We start from the raw sequence: 22,619 nt of genomic DNA, 5'->3' as shown, positions 1-22,619 counted from the left end.
ATCATCGGACGCGTGACGACTCCCCTCGTGCTCCTCGACCTCGACGGAACGCTCACGGACTCCGCCCCCGGCATCACCGCGTCGATCGCCGCCACGTACCGGACCCTCGGCCTTCCTGTGCCGACGCCGGAGACGCTCCGCTCGTTCGTCGGACCACCGATCACGCAGAGCTTCCCCGCCCACGGGGTCCCGCAGGACCGGGTGGCCGAGGCCGTCCGCGCGTACCGCGGGGTGTTCGTCGACGGGATGATCCGCGACAACCGCGTGTACGACGGCATCCCCGAGGTGCTCACGCAGCTGCGGGCGGCCGGACTGCGCCTGGTCGTCGCCACGTCGAAGCCGCAGATCTACGCCGACCCGATCTGCGACGCGTTCGGGCTCAGTGCGCTGGTCGACGGAGTGTTTGGCGCCCCGGTCGACGAGTCGACCTCCACCAAGGCGGACGTCATCGCGGAAGCGCTGGCGGCTAACCCCGACGCGCACCCGCTGGTGATGGTGGGCGACCGGGAGCACGACGTGCACGGCGCGCGGGTGCACGGCATCGAGACGATCGGGGTGACCTGGGGCTACGCCGCCCCGGGCGAGCTGGTCGCCGCGGGCGTCTCCGAGGTCGTCGGCACACCGCCGGAGCTCACCGCTGCCGTGCTGCGCAGACTGGTCGCCGCGGCCGCTTGACCTTGACGCTACGTCAACTCCTACCGTGGACGGCATGGAGGCATCGATCCAGGAGGTGGCCCGGCTGACGGGCACCACCAGCCGCACCCTGCGGCACTACGACGCGATCGGGCTGCTCGAGCCCAGCCGCGTCGGCGACAACGGGTACCGCTGGTACGACGACCAGGCACTGGTCCGGTTGCAGCGGATCCTGCTGCTGCGCGGGCTCGGGCTCGGGCTGCCGGACATCGGCCGCGTGCTCGACCGGGAGCAGGACGAAACGGCGGCGCTGCGCCACCACCTCGACTGGCTGCGCAGCGAGCAGCGCCGACTGGAGCGACAAGCCGCCTCGGTCGAACGGACCATCACCGCACGGGAGAACGGAGGGCCACTCATGGCCGAGGACATGTTCGACGGGTTCGACCACACCCAGCACAAGGAGGAGGTCGAGCGCCGCTGGGGCGCCGACGCGTACGCGACGTCCGACGCCTGGTGGCGCGGGATGACCGACGAGGAGCGTGCCGCCTGGAAGGCGGAGACCGCACGGCTGGCCTCAGCGTGGGGTGCCGCAGCGTCGGCGGGCGCGGACCCCGCGTCCGACGAGGCTCAGGAGCTGGCCCGGCGGCACGTCGCGTGGCTGGGCAGCATCCCCGGCACGCCCGGGCACGGGTCGACGCCCGTCAAGGAGTACGTCGTGGGGCTGGCGGAGATGTACGTCGCCGACCCGCGGTTCGCCGAGAACTACGGCGGTGAGCAGGGGGCGACGTTCGTCCGCGACGCGCTGCACGAGTACGCGGCGCGCCACCTGTAGGGAGCGTCAGCGGGGAGGTCCGTCGTCCTGACGGGCCTCCCCGCCGTGCGAGTTGGCTCGAGTTGCGACAGAGTGACACCCGGCGATGACTGGACGGTCGCCCAGCACCCTCCGACGGCGCGGCAGGAGCAGACCATGCGGTGGACGCTCACACGGATCCCGGCGGCCCTGGTCGCCACGGCGGCTCTCGTCGTCACCCTCGCCGCACCGGCGCCCGCCGCCGTCGTGGCCGGCCCTGCCACCGTCGTCGGCGTCGGCTCCGGCCGCTGCCTCGACGTGGACGGAGCGGCGCGGACCGCGAAGACCGGCGTGTCGATCTACGACTGCCACGGCGGCGCCAACCAGGGGTGGACGCTGACGACGGCCGGCGAGCTCCAGGTCTACGACGCCGCCACCTGCCTCGACGTCGCCGGTCAGGACACCACGGCACCTGCGGTCGTGCAGATCTACCCGTGCAACGGCGGGCCGAACCAGAAGTGGACGCTGCAGACCAACGGCACGATCGTCGGGGTGCAGTCCGGCCTGTGCCTGGACGTCTCCGGACGCGGGACCGCCAACGGCACCGCGGTCGGCCTGTGGACGTGCAACGGCCAGACGAACCAGAGCTGGACGACGTCGCTGCGCACCAGCGACACGACGGCGCCGACCGTTCCGGGCAACCCGCGGGTCAGCAGCCTGACCTGCAGCAGCGTGACGTTCGCCTGGAACGCCTCGACGGATGCGGTCGGGGTCCGCTTCTACGACATCTACCACGACGGCCAGCTCATGACCTCGGTGAGCGGCAGCACGCTGTCGACCAGCCTGCCCGTGGTACCCGGCGCGGTCTGGGGCCTCTACGTGAACGCTCGCGACGCGGCCGGGAACGTGTCGCAGGCCAGCTCGACGGTGACGATCACCGTCCCGCAGTGCCAGGCCGACACGCAGCCACCGACCACACCCGGGAAGCCCACCGCCTCGGTCTCCGGCACCACCGTCACGCTCGGCTGGGCTACGTCGACGGACAACGTGGGGGTGCGGACGTACGAGGTGCGGCGCGGCGGCACCGCCGTCGGCACGGTCACCGGGACGCCGCCGGTCACCACGTTCGTCGACAGCGGGCTCGCTGCGGCGACCACGTACTCCTACACCGTCGTCGCGCGCGACGCCCAGGGCAACACCTCCGCCGCGAGCGCGGCGACCTCGGTGACCACCGGTGCGGCCTGCGCGACCGCGGTGTGCGGCGTGACGCAGGTGGGCACCGAGACCGACATCCCCTGGGGCCTCGACACGCTGCCGGACGGCTCGATCCTCTACACCCGTCGCGACGCGCACGACATCGTCCGGCTCGACCCGGCGACCGGCGCGAAGACGACCGTCGGCACCGTGCCCAACGTGCAGAGCACCGACGGTGAGGGCGGGCTGCTCGGCCTGGCCCTGTCGCCGACGTTCGCCACGGACCAGTGGGTGTACCTGATGCACACGTCCCCGACGGACAACCGGATCGTGCGCATCAAGCTGGTGAACGGCGTGCTCGACACCGGCACGGAGCAGGTGCTGGTCAGCGGGATCCTGCGGAACAAGTTCCACGACGGCGGGCGCCTGCGGTTCGGTCCGGACGGCAAGCTGTACGCGGCCACCGGCGACGCCCAGAACGGCGACAACGCGCAGAACACCTCGAACCTCGCGGGCAAGATCCTGCGGCTCAACCCGGACGGGACGGTGCCCTCGGACAACCCGTTCGGCAACTACGTGTGGAGCTACGGCCACCGCAACCCGCAGGGCCTCGCGTTCGACTCGCAGGGCCGGCTGTGGGAGCAGGAGTTCGGCAACTCCGTGATGGACGAGACGAACCTCATCGTCAAGGGCGGCAACTACGGCTGGCCCGCCTGCGAGGGCACGTCCGGCACGTGCGGGACCGCCGGGTTCGTCGCGCCCAAGCGGACCTACCCGACGTCCGAGGGGTCGTGCTCCGGGATCACGATCGTCCGCGACGCGCTGTACGTGGCGTGCGCGCGCGGCGCCCGGATGTACCGCGCGGTCATCAGCGGGAGCTCTCTGACGAACGTGCAGACGTTCTTCAGCGGGACCTACGGCCGGCTGCGCACGGTCGAGCCGGCGCCCGGGGGCGGGCTGTGGCTCACCACGACGACCACCGGCGACAAGGACAGCGTGCCGAACAACAGCAACGAGCGGATCTTCCGGGTCACGCTGGGCGGCTGAGCGGTCCTACGTCGACCGGCGCAGCGAGCGCTGCCAGTCGGTGTGCAGGTCCGCGAACCGGCCGCCGGCCGCCACCAGCGCGTCCGGCGAGCCGTCCTCGACGATCCGGCCGCCCTCGATGACCAGCACGCGGTCCGACCCCATCACCGTGGACAGCCGGTGGGCGATGACCACCGACGTGCGGCCGGCCAGCAGGGTCTGCAACCCCAGCTGCACCAGCGCCTCCCCCGGCACGTCCAGCGAGCTGGTCGCCTCGTCGAGGATCAGCAGGGCGGGGTCGGCCAGGAACGCGCGCGCGAACGAGACGAGCTGGCGCTGCCCGGCCGAGAGCCGCACGCCCCGCTTGTCCACCTCGGTGTCGTACCCGTCGGGCATCGAGGCGATGAGGTTGTGCACCCCCACCGCCCGGGCGGCGGACTCGATCTCCGCCGCGGTCGCCTCCGGCTTGCCGAGCGCGATGTTCGCGCCGACCGAGCCGGAGAACAGGTACGCCTCCTGCGTCACCATGACGACCGCCCGGCGCAGGTCGACCGGGTCGATCTCGCGCAGGTCCAGCCCGTCGAGCCGCACCGCACCCGCGCGGACGTCGTAGAACCGCGCAAGCAGCTTGGCGATCGTGGACTTGCCGGCGCCCGTCTGCCCCACCAGCGCGATCGACTGCCCGGCCGGGACGTGCAGGTCGATGTGCGGCAGGACGGTCGGACCCGTGCCGTAGCCGAACTCGACGTCCTCGAACCGCACGTCGCCGCGCGGGTGGTCGAGGCCCGCGGGGTGCACCGGCTCGGGCACCGTCGGCTCCTCGGCCAGCAGCGAGGCGACCTTCTCCAGCGCGGCGGTCGCCGACTGGAAGGAGTTGTAGAACATCCCGATCTGCTGGAGCGGGTTGAAGAAGCGCCGCGCGTAGAGGACGGCCGCGACGAGCACCCCCACCTCGAGGCCCCCGTCGAGCGCGCGCAGGCCGCCCACCAGAAGCACGGCCGCGACCGTGACGTTCCCGATCAGGGTGAGCCCCGTGTCGAACACGCCGTTGAGCCGGATCGACCGGGCGTTCGTCTCGCGGTAGTCCTCCGCCAGGCCGCCGTAGACGCCGCCGACCTGGGGCTCCCGGCGGAACGCCTGCACCGCCCGGATCCCCGTCATGGTCTCGACGAACCGCACGATGAGCCGGGCCGCGGCGGTCCGCTGCTTGCGGTACTGGACCTGCGAGCGCACCTGGAACCACCGCGTGAGGATGACGCCGGGCACGACCGCGATGAGCAGCACCAGCCCGCTGCGCCAGTCGAGCAGCACGAGCGAGACGGCCGTGAACAACATGGCCAGCACCCCGGACGCGAGCGTGGTCACGCCGCCGTCCAGGAGCTCGCGCAGGGCGTCCACGTCGGAGGTCTGCCGCGAGATGATCCGGCCCGAGGTGTACGTCTCGTGGAACTCGAGGCTCAGCCGCTGGGTGTGCCGGAACACGCGGCGCCGCAGGTCGAGCAGCATGGTCTGGCTCACCCGGGCCGACGCCCGGACGGTCGCGGCCGTGAGCAGCCCGCCGAGCAGCGCGGCGGCCAGGTAGGCCGCGGTCGCCAGGGTGATCGGCCGCGCGTCGCCGGCGGTGAGCGCGGGGAGCGCCTGGTCGATGCCGTAGGCGACGAGCGCCGGTCCGGCCACGGCGGCCAGCTGCGAGCCGACCACCAGGGCTGCCGTCGCCCAGGCGGCGCCCGAGACGGGCCGCAGCAGCGACCGGAGCAGGCCGAGCGACCGACGCCGGATGCGCCGCGACTCCTCGCGGGTGGTCTCGACACCGAAGGCTTCCGAGGTCAGGACGCTCACGGCCGCACCTCCGCGAGCGCGTCGGGCTGCGCGTCGTCCAGCGCCGACAGCGCCGTGAGCACGTACCGGTAGTGCGGGTGTGACGACAGCAGGTCCTGGTGGCGGCCGACCCCGGTGATCCGGCCGTCCTCGAGCACCGCCACCCGGTCGGCCAGCGCGACCGTCGACGGGCGGTGCGCGACGACGAGCGTCGTGGTGCCGGTGAGCATCTGGCGTAGCCGGACCGTCACGGCCGTCTCGGTGGTGACGTCGAGGGCGGACAGCGGGTCGTCGAGCAGCAGCACCCGGGGTCGGACGGCGATCGCGCGGGCGAGCGCGACGCGCTGGCGCTGGCCGCCGGACAGGCTCAGACCTTCCTCCCCGATCACGGTGTCGAGGCCGTCGGGCAGGTCGTACGCGAACCCCGCGCGGGCCACGTCGAGGGCCTCGCGCACCAGCTCGTCGGCCGCCGGACCGGTCAGGTCGGTGCCCAGCAGCACGTTCTCCCGGACGGAGGCGGAGAACAGGATCGGGTCCTCGAAGGCGATCGACACGGCCGAGCGCAGGTTGGCGCGCGTGAGGTCGCGGACGTCCACGCCGTCGATCCGCACGCTCCCCGCCGTGACGTCGTAGAGCCGCGGCACCAGCTGGAGCAGGGTCGTCTTGCCGCTGCCGGTGAGCCCGACCAACGCCATGGTCTCGCCCGGCTCCAGCACGAGGTCGATGCCCGCGAGGATGTCCACGCCGCCGCGCGGGTGCACGAAGTGCACACCCGACAGCTCCACGCGGGAGCCGGCGGGGTCGGCGGCGGGCAGCGCGACCGCCTGCTGCGGGTCCCGGACGGTCGACACCGTGTCCATGACCTGGAGGTACCGGTCCGTCGCGGCCTTGGCGTCGAGCGTCATCGCGAGCAGCATGCCGAGGCGCTCCACCGGGCCGTTCACCACGGCCGCGGTGGCGAAGAACGCGACCAGGGCGCCCACGCTCAGCTCCCCGCGGGAGGTGAGCACCACGCCGAACCCGAGCGCGACCGCGAGGATCGCCTCCGGGATGGCGCCGAGCGCGAACGAGACGCGGGAGAGCGTCCTCGCCTTGTGCACCTCGGTGGTCCGCAGGTCGTCCGCCTGCCGGACGAAGCCGTCGAGCGCGTCGTCGCCGCGACCGAACGCCTTGAGCACCCGGATGCCGTGCACCGACTCCTCGACGGTCGTCGCGAGGTCACCTGCCTGGTCCCGGGCCTGCCGGGCGACCACCTTGTAGTCCTCGCGGAACCGGAAGCCGAGCCAGATCATGGGCACCGCGCCCACCAGGTACACCAGGCCGAGCACCCAGCTGGTGGCGAGCATGAGCCCGATCCCGACGACCAGCGTCGCGGAGCTGACGGCCAGCATGGTGAGCCCGAAGACGGTCCAGCGCCGGATGGTGCCGAGGTCCGACATGATCCGGGACAGCAGCTGCCCGCCCGACCAGCGGTCGTGGAACTCCACCGGCAGGTCGAGCAGGTGCCGGAACAGGTCGCTGCGCATGTCGCGCTCCACGCCCGTGCCCGGGGTGAGCAGCAGTGCGCGGCGGCACCAGACGAGGAACGCCTCGAGCACCCCGAGGCCCAGCACGACCAGTGCGCCGAGGACCACCCCGCGCTGCGACCCCGCCGTGAGCAGGGGGCCGTTGACGATCACACGCAGCACCTGCGGCACCGCGAGCGCGAGCAGGCTGGCGCCGAGGGCGGTCAGCCCACCGAGCGCGATGCGCGGGAGCGCCGGCCGCGCCCAGTGGCGCAGGCGCAGGAGTACCCGGGTGGTGGATTCTGGGGAGGGCACCTCCCCACCCTACGGACGACCTCCGACAGTTGCCCGGCCCATCTCACACGCCGTTGCGGGCCACCTTGTTGTTGCTGGCCTGGGCCCGCGGGCGGACCACCAGCAGGTCCACGTTGACGTGTGCGGGCCGGCTGAGCGACCACGCGATGGCGTCGGCGATGTCGTCCGCGACCAGCGGCTCGTACCCGGCGTACACGGCAGCGGCCCGCTCGCTGTCCCCGTCGAAGCGCACCATCGAGAACTCCTCGGTGGCCACGGCGCCCGGCGCGATCTCGATGATCCGGATGGGCTCGCCGAGGATCTCCCAGCGCAGCGTCGTCGCGAGCATGCGCTCCGCGTGCTTGGCACCCACGTAGCCGGCACCGCCCTCGTACGTGCCGTGCGCCGCGGTCGAGGTCACCACGACGATGTCCCCGCCCTCGCCCGCGCGCAGCTGCGGGAGCAGCGCCTGCGTGACGCGCAGCGTGCCCAGGACGTTGAGCTCGTACATCTGGCGCCAGTGCTCGAGGTCGGCCGACTCCACCGGGTCCAGCCCGAACGCACCGCCCGCGTTGTTCACCAGCACGTCGAGCGGACCGCCGTCGGCCACCTCGGCCGCGAGGCGTGCGACGTCCGCGTCGTCGGTGACGTCCGCGACGATCGTGCCCGCGCCGGTCTCCTGCGCCAGGACTGCCAGGCGGTCGGCGCGGCGGGCGGTCGCGACGACGTCCCAGCCCTCCGCGCGCAGGCGGCGGACGGTCGCGGCGCCGATCCCGGAGGACGCCCCCGTGACGAGGGCGCGGCGGGGTCGGGGCGTGGCTGTGCTCATGCAGGAAGCTCCAGTGCTGGTGGTGGACGGGCAGAAGGCTAGGCGACCTCGGCGAGCACCTCGGTCAGCAGTCCGAGCCCGGTGGCGGCCTCGTCGGGGGTGACGACGCAGGGCGGGACGACGTGCACGCGGTTGTCCGCGAGGAACGGGAGCAGCCCCCGGGCCAGCGCGCCGGCCTTGATGCGTCCCATGAGGGCGGCGTCGACGGGCTCGCGCGTGGCCTGGTCCTTGACCAGCTCGACGGCCCAGAACACCCCGAGCCCGCGGACCTCACCGACGAGGGGGTTCTTCTCGGCCAGCTCGGCCAGCCCCGGACCGAGCACGTCGCGGCCGATCGCGGCGGCGTTCTCGACGATCCCCTCGTCGGCCATCGCGTCGAGCGCGGCGACGATCGAACCCATCGCCAGCGGGTGACCGGAGTACGTGAGCCCGCCGGGGAACACCCTGTCGTCGAAGGTCGTCGCGATCGGCTCGCTCAGGATCACGCCGCCCGCGGGGACGTACCCGGAGTTGACGCCCTTGGCGAAGGTGATCAGGTCCGGGACCACGTCGAACGAGTCGAACGCGAACCACTCGCCAGTGCGGCCGAAGCCCGCCATCACCTCGTCGAGGATCAGCAGGATGCCGTAGCGGTCGGCGATCGCGCGGACCCCCGCGAGGTAGCCGGGAGGCGGGACGAGCACCCCGGCGGTGCCGGGGATGGTCTCCAGCAGGATCGCCGCGACAGACGTCGGACCCTCCGCCTGGATCACGCGCTCCAGGTGGTGCAGCGCGCGCTCGGACTCCTGCTCCGGGGTGGTCGCCCAGAACTCCGACCGGTACAGGTACGGGCCGAAGTGGTGCACGTGCGCGCGGGCGTACTCGTTGGGCACGCGCCGCCAGTCCCCCGTCGCCACCACGGCTGCACCGGTGTTCCCGTGGTACGACCGGTACGCCGACACCACCTTGTCGCGGCCGGTGTGCAGGCGGGCCATGCGGATCGCGTTCTCGTTGGCGTCAGCGCCGCCGTTGGTGAAGAACACGGACGAGAACCCCGCCGGCGCGTGGCTGAGGATCTTCTCGGCGGCGCGCCCGCGCGTGAGGTTGGCGGTCGCCGGCGCCACGGTGGTGAGCGTCGCCGCCTGCTCCTGGATGGCCGCGACCACCTTCGGGTGCTGGTGCCCGATGTTCGTGTTCACCAGCTGGCTGGAGAAGTCCAGGTACCTGCGGCCCGCGTGGTCCCACACGGTCGACCCGAGCCCGCCCGCGATGACCAGCGGGCTCAGGTGCGCCTGCGCCGACCACGAGTGGAAGACGTGGTCGCGGTCGAGACGCAGCGCGGTGGCGTCGTCGTCGGTGCTCATGGTGGTTCCCCTCTGGTGCGAACCCGCGCGCGGGCGCCGTTGCCGACGCCCGCGCGACGGGACTAGTTGCCGCCGGCTTCGAGTGTGACGTCGATGGGCTCGAAGTCCTCGCCGGACACGTCGACGCCCTCGTTCTGCAGCTCCACCAGCGCCTGCTTGACGTACTCGTTCGAGAACGCGTCCGCGTCGGGCTCGGTCGTGATGACCGTGGCCCCCTGGTCGTTCTTCGTGGTGAGCGCCACCTCGACCGTCTGCTTCCAGGCGTCCTCGTCGATCCAGCCGATGCCCTCCGGCGACGGCCAGATCAGCTTGTTGATCTCGTTGGTCTGCCACAGCTGGTGGCTGTTGCCCAGCTGCGAGCCCTGGGCCACGACGATGTCCCGGGCCTTCTCCGGGTTGTCGCGCGCGTAGATCCAGCCCTTGAGGCTCGCCTTGATGAACTTGACGGTCGTGTCGCGGTACTCCTCGTCGGACGCGAGCTTCTCCGAGTTCGCCCAGATGGCGTCCTGGAGCATGGCCGTGCCCTCGTCGTTCCAGTCGATCGCCGTGAAGTCGTCGGCCGTGTACAGCTCGCCCGTGTCGGGGTTCTCGGCCTCGAGCAGCTGGGCGTACTCGTTGTAGGTCATCGCCTGGGCAGCGTCGATGTCGCCCGCCAGGAACGCGTTCATGTCGAACTGCTGCTGGACCAGCGTGACGTCGGTGGCCGGGTCGAGCCCCGCCTTGGTCATGCCGGCGAACAGCTCGAACTCGTTGCCGTAGCCCCAGTTGCCCACCGTCTTGCCCCCGAGGTCGGCCGCGGTGGAGATGCCCTTGTCCGCGAACGAGACCTGGAGGGTGCCGGACTTCTGGAAGATCTGGGCGACGTCGGTGATGCCGGCGCCCTGCTCACGCGACGCCAGCGCCTTGGGCACCCACGCGATCGCGTAGTCGACCGAGCCGTCGGCCAGCACCGACTGCGGCACGATGTCCGTGCCGCCCTCGATGATCTGGACGTCGAGGCCCTCGTCCACGTAGTAGCCCTGGTCGATCGCCGCGTAGTAGCCGGCGAACTGGGCCTGGGTGAACCACTGGAGCTGGAGCTTGACCGGGATGAGCACCTCGGAGCTCATCGAGGGCTCCTCCTCGGGCTCCTCGCCGCTGTCCGAGCTGCATCCGGACAGGACGAGCGCGGCAGTCACGCCGACCGCGGCCGCGCCCCACGCAGTACGCCTGGTGAGTCTCATCGTTCTCCCTCTCGTTGGCTGTGCGGATATCGGCCGGCCTGGCTGCGGTGGCAGGCGGACGTTCTAGCCCCCTTGACGCCTCGCGACGGCGCGCTCGAGCGCGAGGGTCGCGAGGTAGAACACGAGTCCCAGCAGGATGGCGCCGAGCACGAACGCCCACGCCCGGGCGTAGGCGCTGTTCGACGCCGCCGACGTGATCCGGGAGCCCAGGCCGTTCTGCAGACCGCCGAAGTACTCCGCGACGATCGCCGCGATCACGGCGGTCGACGACGCGATGCGCAGGCCGGTGAACAGGTAGGGCAGCGCCCCGGGGATGGTCACCGTGCGGGTGATCTGGCGCGGGGTCGCGGCGTACGCCTTGAGCAGGTCGCGGTGCACCGGCTGGACCTGGCGCAGGCCGCGCAGCGTGTTGACGAACACCGGGGCGAACACGACGACCGAGACGACGACCCGGCGTGGGGTGGTCGACGTGGTGCCGAACATCGTGTTCAGCGCGGGGGCGAGAGCCACGATCGGCATCACCGACAGGGCCGCCGCGGTGGGCGACAGGAGCGTGTCAGCCATCCGGCTGCGCGCCGCGACGATCGCGGCGAGGATGGCCGCCACCGCACCGACCACCAGCCCGACCAGCACGTTCATGCCGGTGGCCAGCGCGGCTGACCACACCAGCGGGACCACCAGGAGCAGCTGCTCCACGATCGCCGTGGGGCTCGGCAGCAGGTACGGCTTGATGCCCGCACCGACGACGAACGCCTGCCAGATCGCCAGTGCGACCACGCCGACGACGATCGGCGCGGCCCACCGCCGGACGGACGTGGCGGTCATCGCAGGTCCACCCCCCGCGCGGTGGCCGGGGTGCCGTGCAGCGCCTCACGCACTGCGGTGACGGCCGCGAAGAACGAGGCGTCCTCCCGCAGGCCCTCCCCGCGCTGGTCACCGAGCTCCACCGGGATCACCGCGCTGATGCGTCCCGGCCGCGGTGACATGACGACCACCCGCTGCGACAGGAACACGGCCTCGGGGATCGAGTGCGTGACGAACACGACCGCGGCACCGCTCTCCGCGCAGATCCGCACCAGCTCGGTCTGCATGCGCTCGCGCGTCATCTCGTCGAGCGCGCCGAACGGCTCGTCCATCAGCAGCAGGCTCGGCCGCTCCGCCAGCGACCGGGCGATCGCGACGCGCTGCTGCATGCCGCCGGACAGCTGGTGCGGGAAGTGGCCGGCGAACTCGTCGAGCCCGACCAGCGAGAGCAGCTCGGCCGCGCGGGTCGCCCGCTCCGCCTTGCCGATGCCGTGCAGCTCGAGGGGGAGCTCCACGTTGGCCGTCACGGTCCGCCAGGGCAGGAGACCGGCCTGCTGGAACGCGATGCCGTAGTCCTGGGCCTCGCGGGCCTGCTGCGGGGTCTTGCCGAACACCGTGAGCTCGCCGGTCGTCGGGGTGTCGAGGTCGGCGATCAGGCGCAGGAGGGTCGACTTGCCGCAGCCCGACGGGCCGATGAGAGAGACGAACTCCCCCGCGGCGACGGTCAGGTCGATGCCCTCCAGGGCGTGCACGTCCCCGGACCGGGAGGCGAAGACCTTCCCGACAGCGCGGGCCTCGACGGCATTCACTTGACCTCCGCATAGCGGTAGCGACCCAGGCCGAGCCCGAGCAGGGACACGAGCATGGCGGCGACCAGCCCGAGCAGCGCGGCCGCGATGATCGCCGCCCACGGCTTGGCGGGGTCGCCGCTGGCCGACTGGGCGTAGCCGATGATCAGCCGTCCGATCCCACCCTTGGTGCCCGTGGACACCTCGGCGACGATCGCGCCGACCACCGCGGTCGCGGCGCCGAGACGCAGCGCCGGCAGGAGGTACGGGACGCTGGCGGGCAGGCGCAGCGAGAGCATGGTGCGGGTCCAGCTGGCCGCCTGCGCCCGGAACAGCTCCACCTGCGCGGCCGGCGGCGACTGGAACCCGCGCAGCGCACCGATGGTCACCGGGAAGAACGCCAGGTAGCTCGCGATCAGCGCCACGGACATCCACCGCTGCCACTCGAGCTCACCGAGGTGGATGCGACCGCCCCAGCCGACCACCAGGGGCGCGAGCGCGATCAGCGGGACCGTCTGGCTGAGCACCACCCAGGGCACCAGCGCGGACTCCGCCAGCTGCGAGCGCTGCATCAGGGCGGCCAGCAGCAGCCCGCCGACCGACCCCACCAGCCAGCCCGCCAGCGCGACCCGGAGCGTGAACCAGCAGGCCGAGAGCATCGCGCTCAGCACCGTGGGCGATCCGGTGGCGGACGTCTCGGGGTCGAGCACCCGCTCGACGATCGTCCACACGTGCGGCATCGCCAGGTCGTCGGTGCGGGGCAGCACGCTCGCCTCGCCGAGGTGCCCGCCCGCGTCCGGGACGACGACCTTGACCAGCTCCCAGAGCGCGACGAGCAGGAGGACGGCGAGGACCCCGACGAGGATCCGTCGGCCCACGGCGGAGCGCTCGCGCGGGCGGACCGGCACCGGCGCGGTGCGCTCCGGTGCGAGCGTCGTCGCGAGGTCCGTCATGCGCTGGCCACGACCGGCGTCGCGAGCGCGGGGATGACGTGCTCGCCGTACACGCGCATCGTCTCCTCCTTGTTGTCGTGCTGGAGATAGCCGGCGAACTGCGTGACGCCGAGGGCGCGGAGGGCCTCGAGCTTCTCGACGTGCTCCTGCGCGTCGCCCAGGATGCAGAACCGCTCGACGATCTCGTCCGGCACGAACGCGGCGTGCGTGTTCCCGGCCCGGCCGTGCTGGTTGTAGTCGTAGCCCTGTCGGCCGGCGATGTAGTCGGTCAGAGCCTTCGGGACCGACGAGTCGGCGCCGTACCGGGACACGATGTCGGCCACGTGGTTGCCGACCATGCCGCCGAACCAGCGGCACTGCTCACGCATGTGCTCACGCGATCCCTCGTCGCCGATGTACATGGGTGCGGCGATGCAGAACTGGATCGCGTCGGGGTCCCGGCCCGCCTGCTCGGCCGCGTCGCGCACCACCTTGATGGTCCACGCGGCGATGTCGGGGTCGGCCAGCTGGAGGATGAACCCGTCGCCCACCTCACCGGTGAGCTTCAGCGCCAGCGGGCCGTACGCGGCCACCCAGATGTCGAGCGCGGACCCGCGCGACCACGGGAACTGCACCTTGGCGCCGTGCAGGTAGGCCGGCCGGTCGTTGGCCAGCTCCCGGATCACCTCGATCGACTGCCGCAGGGTGGCCAGGTTGGACGGCTTGCCGTGCAGGGTCCGCACCGCCGAGTCGCCGCGCCCGATCCCGCAGATGGTCCGGTTGCCGTACATCTCGTTCAGCGTGGCGAACAGGGAGGCGATCACCGACCAGTCGCGCGTGGCGGGGTTGGTGACCATGGGCCCGACCATCACCTTGCGGGTGGCCGCCAGGATCGCCGAGTAGATGACGAACGGCTCCTGCCACAGCAGGTGCGAGTCGAAGGTCCAGACGTGGCTGAACCCGTGGGTCTCGGCCAGGCGGGCCAGCTCGACCGTGCGCGAGGCGGGCGGGTTCGTCTGGAGCACGACGCCGAAGTCCATGTGGTGAGCCCTTCTACAGGAGGTACTGGGACAGGCCGCGCGGCACGTACGTCCCGTGCCCGGCGCGCCCGTGGTAGCCGGTCTCGTCCACCACGACGGACCCCCGCGACAGGACGACGTCGACGTGCCCGTCGATCTCGTAGCCCTCCCACGCGGAGTGGTCCATGTTCATGTGGTGCGTCTTGCCCACCCCGATCGACGTGTGCCCGGCGGGGTCGTAGACCACCACGTCGGCGTCGGCCCCCGGGGCGATCACGCCCTTCTTCCCGTACAGCCCGAACATCCGCGCGGGCGTGGTCGACGTGAGCTCCACCCACCGCTCGAGCGTGATCTGGCCGGTGACGACCCCCTGGTACATGAGGTCCATCCGGTGCTCGATCGAGCCGATCCCGTTGGGGATGGCCCGGAAGTCACCGACGCCCAGGTCCTTCTGGCCCTTCATGCAGAAGGGGCAGTGGTCGGTGGAGACCATCTGCAGGTCGTTGGTCCGCAGCGCCTGCCACATGTGCTCCTGGTGACCCTCGGCCCGCGAGCGCAGGGGCGTGGAGCACACCCACTTGGCTCCCTCGAAGCCCGGTGCTCCCAGCTGCTCCTCGAGGCTGAGGTACAGGTACTGCGGACAGGTCTCGCCGAACACGTTCTTGCCGTTGTCCCGCGCCCAGGCCAGCTGCGCGACGGCCTGCTTGGCGCTCACGTGCACGACGTAGAGCGGCGCGTTCGTCACGTCGGCCAGCATGATCGCGCGGTGCGTGGCCTCCTCCTCGAGCTGCCAGGCGCGCGCGATGCCGTGGTAGTACGGATCGGTCTTGCCCTGCGCCACCAGCTGCGCGGCGAGCACGTCGATGGCGGGGCCGTTCTCCGCGTGCATCATCGTGAGCAGCCCGAGGTCGGCGGCCTTCTGCATCGCCCGCAGGATCTGCGCGTCGTCGGAGTAGAAGACCCCCGGGTAGGCCATGAACAGCTTGTAGCTGGACACCCCCTCGGCGACCAGGCCCTCCATCGCCTTGAGCGAGTCCTCGTCGACGCCGCCGACGATCTGGTGGAACCCGTAGTCGATCGCGCAGCTGCTGGCCGCCTTGTCGTGCCAGGCGCCCAGCCCGTCCATGACCCGCTCCCCTGTGCGCTGCACGGCGAAGTCGATTATGGTCGTGGTGCCGCCCCACGCCGCGGCGCGGGTGCCGGTCTCGAACGTGTCCGAGGCGTTGGTGCCGCCGAACGGCAACTCCATGTGGGTGTGCGCGTCGATGCCGCCGGGGATCACGTACTTGCCGGTGGCGTCGATGACCTGGTCGACGCTCGCCGCGAGGTCGTGGCCGAGCAGGGTCGAGCCCGGGGTCAGGACGGCGGCGATGGTCTCGCCGTCGATGAGCACGTCCGCGGCCGTCCGCCCGGTCGCGCTGACCAGGGTGCCGCCTGTGATGAGGATCGTCATGACTGTCCCTCCTTGCTCAGGGCGCCACGATCGGGCCGTACGCGTCCGGCCGGCGGTCGCGGAAGAACTGCCACCGCTCGCGCACGATCCGGATCTGGTCGAGGTCGAGGTCCCGGATGATCAGCTGGTTCTCGCTGGACGAGCCCACCTCGCCGACGTAGTTGCCGTCGGGACCGACCGCGTACGAGGAGCCGTAGAAGTTGACCGCCTCGTCGCCGTACTCGTTGTCCTCGAGGCCCACGCGGTTGTTGGCGACGACGAAGTAGCCGTTGGCCACCGCCGCGGCCGGCTGCTCGATCTCCCAGAGCTTGTTGGAGATGCCCGGCGCCGTGGCGTTGGGGTTGAACACGATCTCGGCGCCGTTCAGGGCGAGCACCCGCCAGCCCTCCGGGAAGTGCCGGTCGTAGCAGATGTTCACGCCGATCCTGCCGACCGCGGTCTCGAACACCGGGTACCCGAGGTTGCCGGGACGGAAGTAGAACTTCTCCCAGAACTTGGGCAGGTTCGGGATGTGGTGCTTGCGGTACTTGCCGAGGTAGCTGCCGTCCGCGTCGATGACCGCCGCGGTGTTGTAGAGGACGCCGGGCTGCTCCTCCTCGTAGACGGGGAGCACGATGACGATGCCCAGCTCCTTGGCCAGCGCCGCGAACCGCTCGGTCGTCGGCCCCGGCACGGACTCGGCGTAGTCGTAGTACGCGGTGTCCTGGGTGATCCCGAAGTACGGGCCGTAGAACAGCTCCTGGAACGCGATGATCTGTGCGCCCTGCGAGGCGGCCTCGCGGGTCCACGCCTCGTGGAGCGCGGTCATCGACTCCTTGTCACCCGTCCAGGTGGCCTGGGTGAACGCGACACGTACGACAGTCATGTGGACTCCTCAGTGTTCTCGAGTTCCCTCGTCGAACGGCCTCGGAGCCTCACGCGGCGCCGGAGTGCCCGTTCTTGGCACCGTAGCCTGGAATGTGACTGTCCGGGTTGAACATTTCTGCGGTGTTACCGCGCGTTACCTGGACGCGAACATCGAGGGTGCCCACGTAAACATCTGGACCCCCGTCCGGGACCTCGCCGCGCAACGTCCCGATGTGTCCGGTCGGGCGTGCATCCTGGCGCGCATGGACCTCGCCGCCCACGTGGACGACCGCAGCCCGCGCGGCATCGCCGCCACGGTGGCCCGGCTGGTGCGCGGCGGCGACCTGCGGCCGGGCGACCGGCTGCCGACCGTGCGGGTGCTCGCCGCCGATCTCGGCGTCAGCCCGGCGACCGTCAGCGGGGCGTGGCAGGCGCTCGCGGCCGTCGGCATCGTCACGTCACGCGGCCGGGCCGGGACGGTGGTCCTCCCCCCGCCGGCCAGCTGGCTGCCGCCGCGCTACCGCGACCTCGCCGGGGGCGCGCCCGCCCGGATCGACCTCTCGACCGGCACACCCGACCCCGAGCTGCTGCCGCCCATCGGTCCCGCCCTGGCCCGGGTCGCGCTGCACCGCCCCGCCGCGGACACCGGCGCCTACCTCGCCTCCCCGGTCGTGCCCGCGCTCGAGGTGGTGCTGCGCGAGTCCTGGCCCTTCGCGCCGCAGCGGATCACGGTCGTCGACGGCGCCCTCGACGCCATCAGCCGGACCCTCGAGCAGGTGGCGGTCTACGGCTCGCGCGTGGCCGTCGAGGAACCCGGCTTCCCGCCCCTGTTCGACCTGCTCGACCAGCTCGGTCTGGAGCGCGTGCCGGTGACGCTCGACCGGCAGGGCATGCGCCCCGACGAGCTCGACGAGGCGCTGGCCGGCGGCGCCGGCGTCGTCGTGCTCCAGCCCCGCGCGCACAACCCGTCCGGCGTGAGCCTGACGTCGACCCGGGCGCGCGAGCTCGCGGCCGTCCTGCGCCGTCACGACGCGCTCGTCGTCGAGGACGACCACTCGGGCGAGATCGCGTCCGCGCGGGACGTCAGCCTGGGCGCCCTGCTGCCCGACCGCGTGGTGCACGTGCGCTCGTACTCCAAGTCGCACGGCCCCGACCTGCGGATCGCCGCGGTCGGCGGCCCGGCCGCGGTCCTCGACGCCCTGGTCGCGCGTCGCATGCTCGGCCCCGGGTGGACCAGCCGCCTGCTCCAGCACGTCCTGGTCGACCTGCTCACCGACAGCGGCGCCATCGAGGCCGTCGCCCACGCCCGCCGCGTCTACTTCGCGCGCCGCCGCGCTCTGCGCGAGGTCCTGGCCACGCACGACATCGCGCTCGACCCCGGCGACGGCATCAACCTGTGGCTCCCGGTGCACGACGAACGCACCGCGCTGGTCCGCCTGGAGGCCGCGGGCATCCGCGTCGCCCCCGGCACCCCGTTCTCGGGCGACGGCTCCACGGCCGCCCACGTCCGCGTGACCGTGGGCCTGCTCGGCTCCGAGGTCGAGGACGTCGGCCGCGCCCTGGCGCTCGCCGCGGCACCCTGATCCACGGCTGACCTGCCCCTCCACTTGCCGAACGGCCACCCCGCAGGCCTACTCTGTGCGCGGAACCCGGCCGGATCTGGCCGGGTCGCGCCGCCCGGACTGGGCGGCCCTCCGGAGGTGCGACGTGCACCCCACCCCCCGCGCGTGAACGACCACCGCCCCGCGCCCGCACGAACCCTCGGAGCCCGCACCCCATGCCCAGAACTCGTCTCGTCGTCCTCGCCACCACCGCGGCTCTCGCCCTCGCCGCGTGCTCCGCCCAGTCCACCCCCGACGCGCCCGCGACGCCGACTGCGAGCGCGAGCGCGACGTTCACGCCCGTCACGGTCGACAACTGCGGCACCGAGGTCACGATCGACGCCCCGCCGACGAAGGTCGTGACCATCAAGTCGACCGCCACGGAGCTGCTCCTGGCGCTCGGCCTCCAGGACGTGATGATCGGCACGGCGTTCGCGGACGGCCCGGTGCCCCCGGACTACGCCGCCGCGTACGACGCGATCCCGGTGGTCTCGGACAAGGTGCCCGGCCAGGAGGCCCTGCTCGCGCTCGGCCCGGACTTCGTCTACGGCGGCTGGGAGTCCAACTTCTCGGCCGACGGCGTCGGTGAGCGCACCGCCCTGCACGACCTCGGGATCGGGACGTACGTGTCCCCCGCGGCGTGCAAGGAGGAGGGCTACATGCCCGACCCGCTCACGTTCGACGAGGTCGCGGACGAGATCCGCGAGGTCGCGGCGATCTTCGGGGTTCCGGAGCGCGCGGAGGAGCTGATCGCCGAGCAGGAGGCCACGCTCGACGGTTCGGCCAAGCCCGCCGAGGAGACGACCGCCCTCTGGTACAGCTCCGGGTCGGACACCCCGTACGTCGGCGCGGGCATCGGCGCGCCGCAGATGATCATGGACGCGGCGGGCCTGACCAACATCTTCGCCGACGTGCACGACACCTGGACGTCGGCCGGCTGGGAGCAGGTCGTCGCCGCGGACCCGGACGTCATCGTGCTCGTCGACGCCGCCTGGAACACCGCCGAGAAGAAGATCGGGCTGCTCGAGGCCAACCCCGCCACGAGCCAGCTCACCGCCGTCCGCGAGCACCGGTACCTCACCGTCCCGTTCGCGGCGGGCGAGGCGGGGGTACGCAACGCCGAGGCCGTGGCGTCGCTCGACGAGCAGCTCGCCGAGCTGGGGTGAAGGCCCGCGCGCCCCTGGTCCTGCTCGTCCTCGCGGGGCTGGCCGCCCTCGTCGTGACTGTTCTGGTCGCGGTCGCCATCGGCCCCGCCGATCTCGGGGTGGCCGAGGTGGCCCGCAGCATCGGCGGGCACCTCGGCCTGCCGGTCGACGCGATCCCCCGGCTGCACGACGCGATCGTCTGGGACCTGCGCCTCCCCCGGGTGCTCACGGCGGCGGCCGTGGGTGCGGGGCTGGCGCTCGCCGGCGCGGTGATGCAGAGCCTGACGCGCAACCCGCTGGCGGATCCCTACCTGCTCGGCCTGTCGTCCGGCGCGTCGCTGGGGGCTGTCGCGGTGCTCGTCGTCGGCGTGAGCCTGCTGCTGCCGGTCGCCGCGTTCGCCGGTGCCCTCCTGGCGCTCGTCGCGACCCTGGCGCTCGCCCGCTCGGGGAGCACCCTGTCCCCGGGCCGGACCGTCCTCGCCGGACTGGCGGTGTCCCAGATGGCCGCCGCCGGCACCAGCTTCGTCATCTTCTGGACCGCCACCGGCGACTCCTACCGGGAGATCCTCAACTGGCTGCTGGGCTCGCTGGCCGGCGCCACCTGGGGCTCCGTGGTCATCGCCGGCGTCGCGGTGCTCGCCGTCGGCACGGTCCTGGTGCTCAGCGCCACGCGGCTCGACGCGTTCGCCTTCGGGGACACCTCCGCGGCGGCCCTCGGCATCGACGTCGACCGCACCCGCTGGACCCTCATGACGGTCGTCGCGCTGCTCACCGGCGCGATGGTCGCGGTCAGCGGCGCCATCGGGTTCGTCGGGCTGATCCTGCCGCACGCGGTGTCGTCGCTGACCGGCCCCGCCCACCGGCGGCTGCTCCCGGTCGCGGCCCTGAGCGGCGCGGTGTTCCTGATCTGGGCGGACACGCTCGCGCGCACCGTGTTCGACCCGCGCGAGCTGCCCGTCGGCATCGTCACCGCGCTGATCGGCGTCCCGGTCTTCGCCTACCTGCTGCGGCGCGGGACGGGACCGGCATGGACCTGACCCTGGACGGCGTCGGCACCCGGCTCGGGGGCCGCTGGGTGGTGGACGGCATCGACGCCACCCCTCCCGCCGGTCACCTGACCGGCCTGCTCGGCCCCAACGGCGCCGGCAAGACGACGCTGCTGCGCCTGATCGCGGGCCTCCTGCCGCCGGAGAAGGGCGCCGTGCTCGTCGAGGACGTCGCCGTGCACGAGCTGCCGCGCAAGGCGCGGGCGCGCCGGATCGCCCTGCTCGAGCAGGAGTCGACCAGCACCGTCCCGCTCACGGTCCGCGAGGTCGTCTCGCTCGGCCGGATCCCGTACCGCAGCCTGTGGGGCACCGATCCCGACGACGCCGCGGTGGACCGCGCCCTGGTCAGCGCGCAGGCGGACCACCTCGCCGACCGGCCCTGGTCCTCGCTGTCCGGCGGCGAGCGCCAGCGCGTGCAGATCGCCCGAGCGCTGGCCCAGGAGCCCGAGCTCCTGCTGCTCGACGAGCCGACGAACCACCTCGACGTGAGCGCGCAGCTGAGCCTGCTGGCGTTCGTCCGGGACCTGGGCACGACGACGGTCGCGGCCCTGCACGATCTCAACCTCGCCGCCGCGTTCTGCGAGCACGTGCTCCTGCTCGCCGACGGCCACCTCGCCGCGGCGGGGCACCCGCGCGACGTGCTGCGCCCCGACCTGCTGCGGGAGGTCTACGGCGTGGAGGCCGACATCCTGGAGCACCCCCGCACCGGCCGCCCGGTCATCGCGTTCCACGAGCCACGGAGGCCGCAGTGAGGATCACCGTCCTGTCCGGGGGCGTCGGCGGCGCGCGGTTCACCCGCGGCCTGCGGGCGCTCCTGCCCGACGCCGACGTCACCGTGATCGCCAACACCGGCGACGACATGTGGCTGCACGGCGTCCGGGTCTGCCCGGACCTCGACACCCTGATGTACACGCTCGGCGGGGCGGTGCACGAGGACCAGGGCTGGGGCCGCCGCGACGAGTCCCGCCGCGTGAGCGACGACCTCCAGGCGTACGGCCTCGGCTGGGACTGGTTCACCCTCGGCGACCTGGACCTGGCCACCCACCTGGCCCGGACCGAGCTGCTGCGCGCTGGTCTGCCGTTGTCGCAGGTCACCGCCCGGCTCGCCGAGCGCTGGCAGCCGGGCGTGACGCTCCTGCCGATGACCGACGACGAGGTGGAGACGCACGTCGTCGTCGAGGACGGCCGCACGATGCACTTCGAGGAGTGGTGGGTGCGGTACCGCGCCGCGCTGCCCGCCCGCCGCTTCGTGCAGACGAACCTGGCCGCCGCGACACCGGCCCCCGGCGTGCTGGCCGCGATCGCGGACGCGGACGTCGTGGTGATCCCCCCGTCCAACCCCGTGGTCTCCGTCGGCACGATCCTTGCGATCCCGGGGATCCGCGACGCGCTGCGCGCCACGGCGGCGCCGGTCGTCGGCGTGAGCCCGATCGTCGGCGGGGCGCCGGTGCGCGGGATGGCCGACGCGTGCCTGACCGCGATCGGTGTCGAGACCAGCGCGGTCGGGGTCGCGCGGCACTACGGCCGGCGCCCGGACGGCGTCCTCGACGCCTGGCTCGTCGACGAGCGGGACTCCGGCGCGCTCCGCGAGCTCGAGGCCGGCGGCTGGATCGCCCGCGCCGTGCCCACGCTCATGACGGACGTCGACACCACCGCCGAGATCGCGGCCGCAGCCCTCGCCCTGGTCGACCGCCTGCCCTGACCGCCGTCAGCCGAGGCCCAGGACCTCGTGCGTGGCGGGTCCGACCCCGAGGCCCTCGACCGACACGAGGTCAGCCGGGACGTCGACGTCCTGGCGCACCGTCGAGGTCGCCGCGACGTCCAGCCGCACGTGGCCCGCGCGCTCGTGGGCGGAGCTCGACCCCGCCCCGAACTGCGGGTCCAGCGTGACGCCCGGCAGCGCCGCCAGGAGCGTCGTGCCCGAACCCTCGGCGTCGGCCACCACCGCCCGGTCGTGACCCGCGGCCATGTCCAGGGCGTCGGCGAGGTCGTCCGGCCGCAGCGCGGGCAGGTCGCCGAGCAGGATCGCGGCGCCCGCGTCCGGGGCGAGCTCCCTGGCGCGTTCCACGCCCGCCCGCAGGGCCGCGTTCAACCCGCCGCCGGGGTCGTCGACGAGGTCGGTCGAGGTCGCGAGCAGCGTGCGCAGCACCGGGTCCGCCGTGACGACGACCACCCGGTGCACCGACGGCGCCGCGCACGCGGCGGCCACGGTGTCGACCGCCATGGCCCGCACCAGCCGCTCGCGCGCACCGGGCGACAGCGCGTCCGCCAACCGGGTCTTCCCCTCGGCGCCGAGCTTCACCGGGATGACCACGACCCATCGCACGGAC

General features: G+C 72.7%; 20 protein-coding genes. 8 read left to right on the top strand and 12 right to left on the bottom strand.

All coding sequences use genetic code 11. The annotated features are described in order from the left end of the window. Positions 1 to 12: 12 nt before the first annotated feature. The 3 genes from ACO06A_RS16100 (at position 13) to ACO06A_RS16090 (ending at position 3,664) form a co-directional block, all read left to right on the top strand. Positions 13 to 675: an HAD hydrolase-like protein gene (locus ACO06A_RS16100; RefSeq protein WP_421733219.1), complete on the top strand. Its 663-nt coding sequence runs from the start codon at positions 13 to 15 to the stop codon at positions 673 to 675. A gap of 34 nt (positions 676 to 709) precedes the next feature. Then, positions 710 to 1,465 carry a MerR family transcriptional regulator gene (locus ACO06A_RS16095; RefSeq protein ID WP_421733218.1) on the top strand — a complete coding sequence of 252 codons (756 nt, stop codon included), beginning with the start codon at positions 710 to 712 and terminating at the stop codon, positions 1,463 to 1,465. A gap of 135 nt (positions 1,466 to 1,600) precedes the next feature. Beyond that, positions 1,601 to 3,664, top strand: a complete 2,064-nt coding sequence (locus ACO06A_RS16090) for a PQQ-dependent sugar dehydrogenase (protein WP_421733217.1) — start codon at positions 1,601 to 1,603, stop codon at positions 3,662 to 3,664. A 6-nt stretch (positions 3,665 to 3,670) separates the two neighbouring features. On the opposite strand, the gene ACO06A_RS16085 is transcribed toward ACO06A_RS16090, so the two are convergent. From ACO06A_RS16085 to ACO06A_RS16035, 11 genes are all read right to left on the bottom strand, one after another. After that, positions 3,671 to 5,482 (bottom strand): ABC transporter ATP-binding protein, encoded by a 1,812-nt coding sequence (locus ACO06A_RS16085; RefSeq protein WP_421733216.1) that lies wholly within the window; start codon positions 5,480 to 5,482, stop codon positions 3,671 to 3,673. Next, complete coding sequence (locus tag ACO06A_RS16080; protein WP_421733215.1) at positions 5,479 to 7,281, bottom strand: ABC transporter ATP-binding protein; 1,803 nt, start codon at positions 7,279 to 7,281, stop codon at positions 5,479 to 5,481. Before ACO06A_RS16080 ends, ACO06A_RS16085 begins: the two co-directional genes overlap by 4 nt. Before the next feature lie 43 nt (positions 7,282 to 7,324). Continuing rightward, positions 7,325 to 8,089 (bottom strand): SDR family oxidoreductase, encoded by a 765-nt coding sequence (locus tag ACO06A_RS16075; RefSeq protein ID WP_421733214.1) that lies wholly within the window; start codon positions 8,087 to 8,089, stop codon positions 7,325 to 7,327. A 38-nt stretch (positions 8,090 to 8,127) separates the two neighbouring features. After that, positions 8,128 to 9,432, bottom strand: a complete 1,305-nt coding sequence (locus tag ACO06A_RS16070; protein ID WP_421733213.1) for an aspartate aminotransferase family protein — start codon at positions 9,430 to 9,432, stop codon at positions 8,128 to 8,130. Between the two features lie 62 nt (positions 9,433 to 9,494). Beyond that, positions 9,495 to 10,655, bottom strand: coding sequence for an ABC transporter substrate-binding protein (locus ACO06A_RS16065; protein WP_421733212.1), 1,161 nt, complete (start codon positions 10,653 to 10,655; stop codon positions 9,495 to 9,497). 63 nt (positions 10,656 to 10,718) lie between these two features. Beyond that, entirely contained in the window at positions 10,719 to 11,480 is a 762-nt protein-coding gene (locus tag ACO06A_RS16060; protein ID WP_421733211.1) for an ABC transporter permease, read from the bottom strand. Continuing rightward, positions 11,477 to 12,268 carry an ABC transporter ATP-binding protein gene (locus ACO06A_RS16055; RefSeq protein WP_421733210.1) on the bottom strand — a complete coding sequence of 264 codons (792 nt, stop codon included), beginning with the start codon at positions 12,266 to 12,268 and terminating at the stop codon, positions 11,477 to 11,479. Before ACO06A_RS16055 ends, ACO06A_RS16060 begins: the two co-directional genes overlap by 4 nt. Beyond that, positions 12,265 to 13,200: an ABC transporter permease gene (locus ACO06A_RS16050; RefSeq protein WP_421733209.1), complete on the bottom strand. Its 936-nt coding sequence runs from the start codon at positions 13,198 to 13,200 to the stop codon at positions 12,265 to 12,267. The genes ACO06A_RS16055 and ACO06A_RS16050 overlap by 4 nt, the downstream gene beginning before the upstream one ends. Further along, positions 13,197 to 14,219, bottom strand: coding sequence for a TIGR03842 family LLM class F420-dependent oxidoreductase (locus ACO06A_RS16045; RefSeq protein WP_421733208.1), 1,023 nt, complete (start codon positions 14,217 to 14,219; stop codon positions 13,197 to 13,199). The genes ACO06A_RS16050 and ACO06A_RS16045 overlap by 4 nt, the downstream gene beginning before the upstream one ends. 13 nt (positions 14,220 to 14,232) lie before the next feature. Beyond that, the gene (hydA, locus tag ACO06A_RS16040; protein WP_421733207.1) at positions 14,233 to 15,651 is read right to left on the bottom strand and encodes a dihydropyrimidinase; all 1,419 of its coding nucleotides are present in this window, start codon (positions 15,649 to 15,651) and stop codon (positions 14,233 to 14,235) included. Positions 15,652 to 15,667: 16 nt separating this feature from the next. Further along, positions 15,668 to 16,516, bottom strand: a complete 849-nt coding sequence (locus tag ACO06A_RS16035) for a nitrilase-related carbon-nitrogen hydrolase (protein WP_175348680.1) — start codon at positions 16,514 to 16,516, stop codon at positions 15,668 to 15,670. A gap of 244 nt (positions 16,517 to 16,760) precedes the next feature. Here ACO06A_RS16035 and ACO06A_RS16030 point away from each other — a divergent pair, with 244 nt between their 5' ends. The 5 genes from ACO06A_RS16030 to cofD all read left to right on the top strand — a co-directional run bounded on the left by ACO06A_RS16030 (position 16,761) and on the right by cofD (position 21,991). Continuing rightward, on the top strand, positions 16,761 to 18,080 hold the full coding sequence (locus ACO06A_RS16030) for a PLP-dependent aminotransferase family protein (protein ID WP_421733206.1): 1,320 nt from the start codon (positions 16,761 to 16,763) through the stop codon (positions 18,078 to 18,080). 194 nt (positions 18,081 to 18,274) lie between these two features. After that, positions 18,275 to 19,264 carry a putative F420-0 ABC transporter substrate-binding protein gene (locus ACO06A_RS16025; RefSeq protein ID WP_421733205.1) on the top strand — a complete coding sequence of 330 codons (990 nt, stop codon included), beginning with the start codon at positions 18,275 to 18,277 and terminating at the stop codon, positions 19,262 to 19,264. Next, the gene (locus ACO06A_RS16020) at positions 19,261 to 20,280 is read left to right on the top strand and encodes a putative F420-0 ABC transporter permease subunit (protein WP_421733204.1); all 1,020 of its coding nucleotides are present in this window, start codon (positions 19,261 to 19,263) and stop codon (positions 20,278 to 20,280) included. Before ACO06A_RS16025 ends, ACO06A_RS16020 begins: the two co-directional genes overlap by 4 nt. Then, the gene (locus tag ACO06A_RS16015) at positions 20,271 to 21,041 is read left to right on the top strand and encodes a putative F420-0 ABC transporter ATP-binding protein (protein WP_421733203.1); all 771 of its coding nucleotides are present in this window, start codon (positions 20,271 to 20,273) and stop codon (positions 21,039 to 21,041) included. The genes ACO06A_RS16020 and ACO06A_RS16015 overlap by 10 nt, the downstream gene beginning before the upstream one ends. Beyond that, positions 21,038 to 21,991 carry a 2-phospho-L-lactate transferase gene (cofD, locus tag ACO06A_RS16010; RefSeq protein ID WP_421733202.1) on the top strand — a complete coding sequence of 318 codons (954 nt, stop codon included), beginning with the start codon at positions 21,038 to 21,040 and terminating at the stop codon, positions 21,989 to 21,991. Before ACO06A_RS16015 ends, cofD begins: the two co-directional genes overlap by 4 nt. Positions 21,992 to 21,997: 6 nt before the next feature. Here cofD and cofC read toward each other — a convergent pair whose 3' ends face one another. Next, positions 21,998 to 22,615 (bottom strand): 2-phospho-L-lactate guanylyltransferase, encoded by a 618-nt coding sequence (gene cofC, locus ACO06A_RS16005; RefSeq protein WP_421733201.1) that lies wholly within the window; start codon positions 22,613 to 22,615, stop codon positions 21,998 to 22,000. Positions 22,616 to 22,619: the final 4 nt, after the last annotated feature.

It is taken from the genome of Cellulomonas sp. (genome assembly GCF_965229465.1).
GTDB lineage: Bacteria > Actinomycetota > Actinomycetes > Actinomycetales > Cellulomonadaceae > Cellulomonas.
This window is presented reverse-complemented; position numbering and strand designations above follow the sequence as displayed.

Coding starts and splice junctions, on each gene's coding strand:
- ACO06A_RS16095 (WP_421733218.1), top strand. CDS start 710: ATGGAGGCATCGATCCAGGAGGTGGCCCGGCTGACGGGCACCACCAGC.
- ACO06A_RS16090 (WP_421733217.1), top strand. CDS start 1,601: ATGCGGTGGACGCTCACACGGATCCCGGCGGCCCTGGTCGCCACGGCG.
- ACO06A_RS16075 (WP_421733214.1), bottom strand. CDS start 8,089: ATGAGCACAGCCACGCCCCGACCCCGCCGCGCCCTCGTCACGGGGGCG.
- ACO06A_RS16070 (WP_421733213.1), bottom strand. CDS start 9,432: ATGAGCACCGACGACGACGCCACCGCGCTGCGTCTCGACCGCGACCAC.
- ACO06A_RS16065 (WP_421733212.1), bottom strand. CDS start 10,655: ATGAGACTCACCAGGCGTACTGCGTGGGGCGCGGCCGCGGTCGGCGTG.
- ACO06A_RS16060 (WP_421733211.1), bottom strand. CDS start 11,480: ATGACCGCCACGTCCGTCCGGCGGTGGGCCGCGCCGATCGTCGTCGGC.
- ACO06A_RS16050 (WP_421733209.1), bottom strand. CDS start 13,200: ATGACGGACCTCGCGACGACGCTCGCACCGGAGCGCACCGCGCCGGTG.
- ACO06A_RS16045 (WP_421733208.1), bottom strand. CDS start 14,219: ATGGACTTCGGCGTCGTGCTCCAGACGAACCCGCCCGCCTCGCGCACG.
- hydA (WP_421733207.1), bottom strand. CDS start 15,651: ATGACGATCCTCATCACAGGCGGCACCCTGGTCAGCGCGACCGGGCGG.
- ACO06A_RS16035 (WP_175348680.1), bottom strand. CDS start 16,516: ATGACTGTCGTACGTGTCGCGTTCACCCAGGCCACCTGGACGGGTGAC.
- ACO06A_RS16030 (WP_421733206.1), top strand. CDS start 16,761: ATGGACCTCGCCGCCCACGTGGACGACCGCAGCCCGCGCGGCATCGCC.
- ACO06A_RS16025 (WP_421733205.1), top strand. CDS start 18,275: ATGCCCAGAACTCGTCTCGTCGTCCTCGCCACCACCGCGGCTCTCGCC.
- ACO06A_RS16015 (WP_421733203.1), top strand. CDS start 20,271: ATGGACCTGACCCTGGACGGCGTCGGCACCCGGCTCGGGGGCCGCTGG.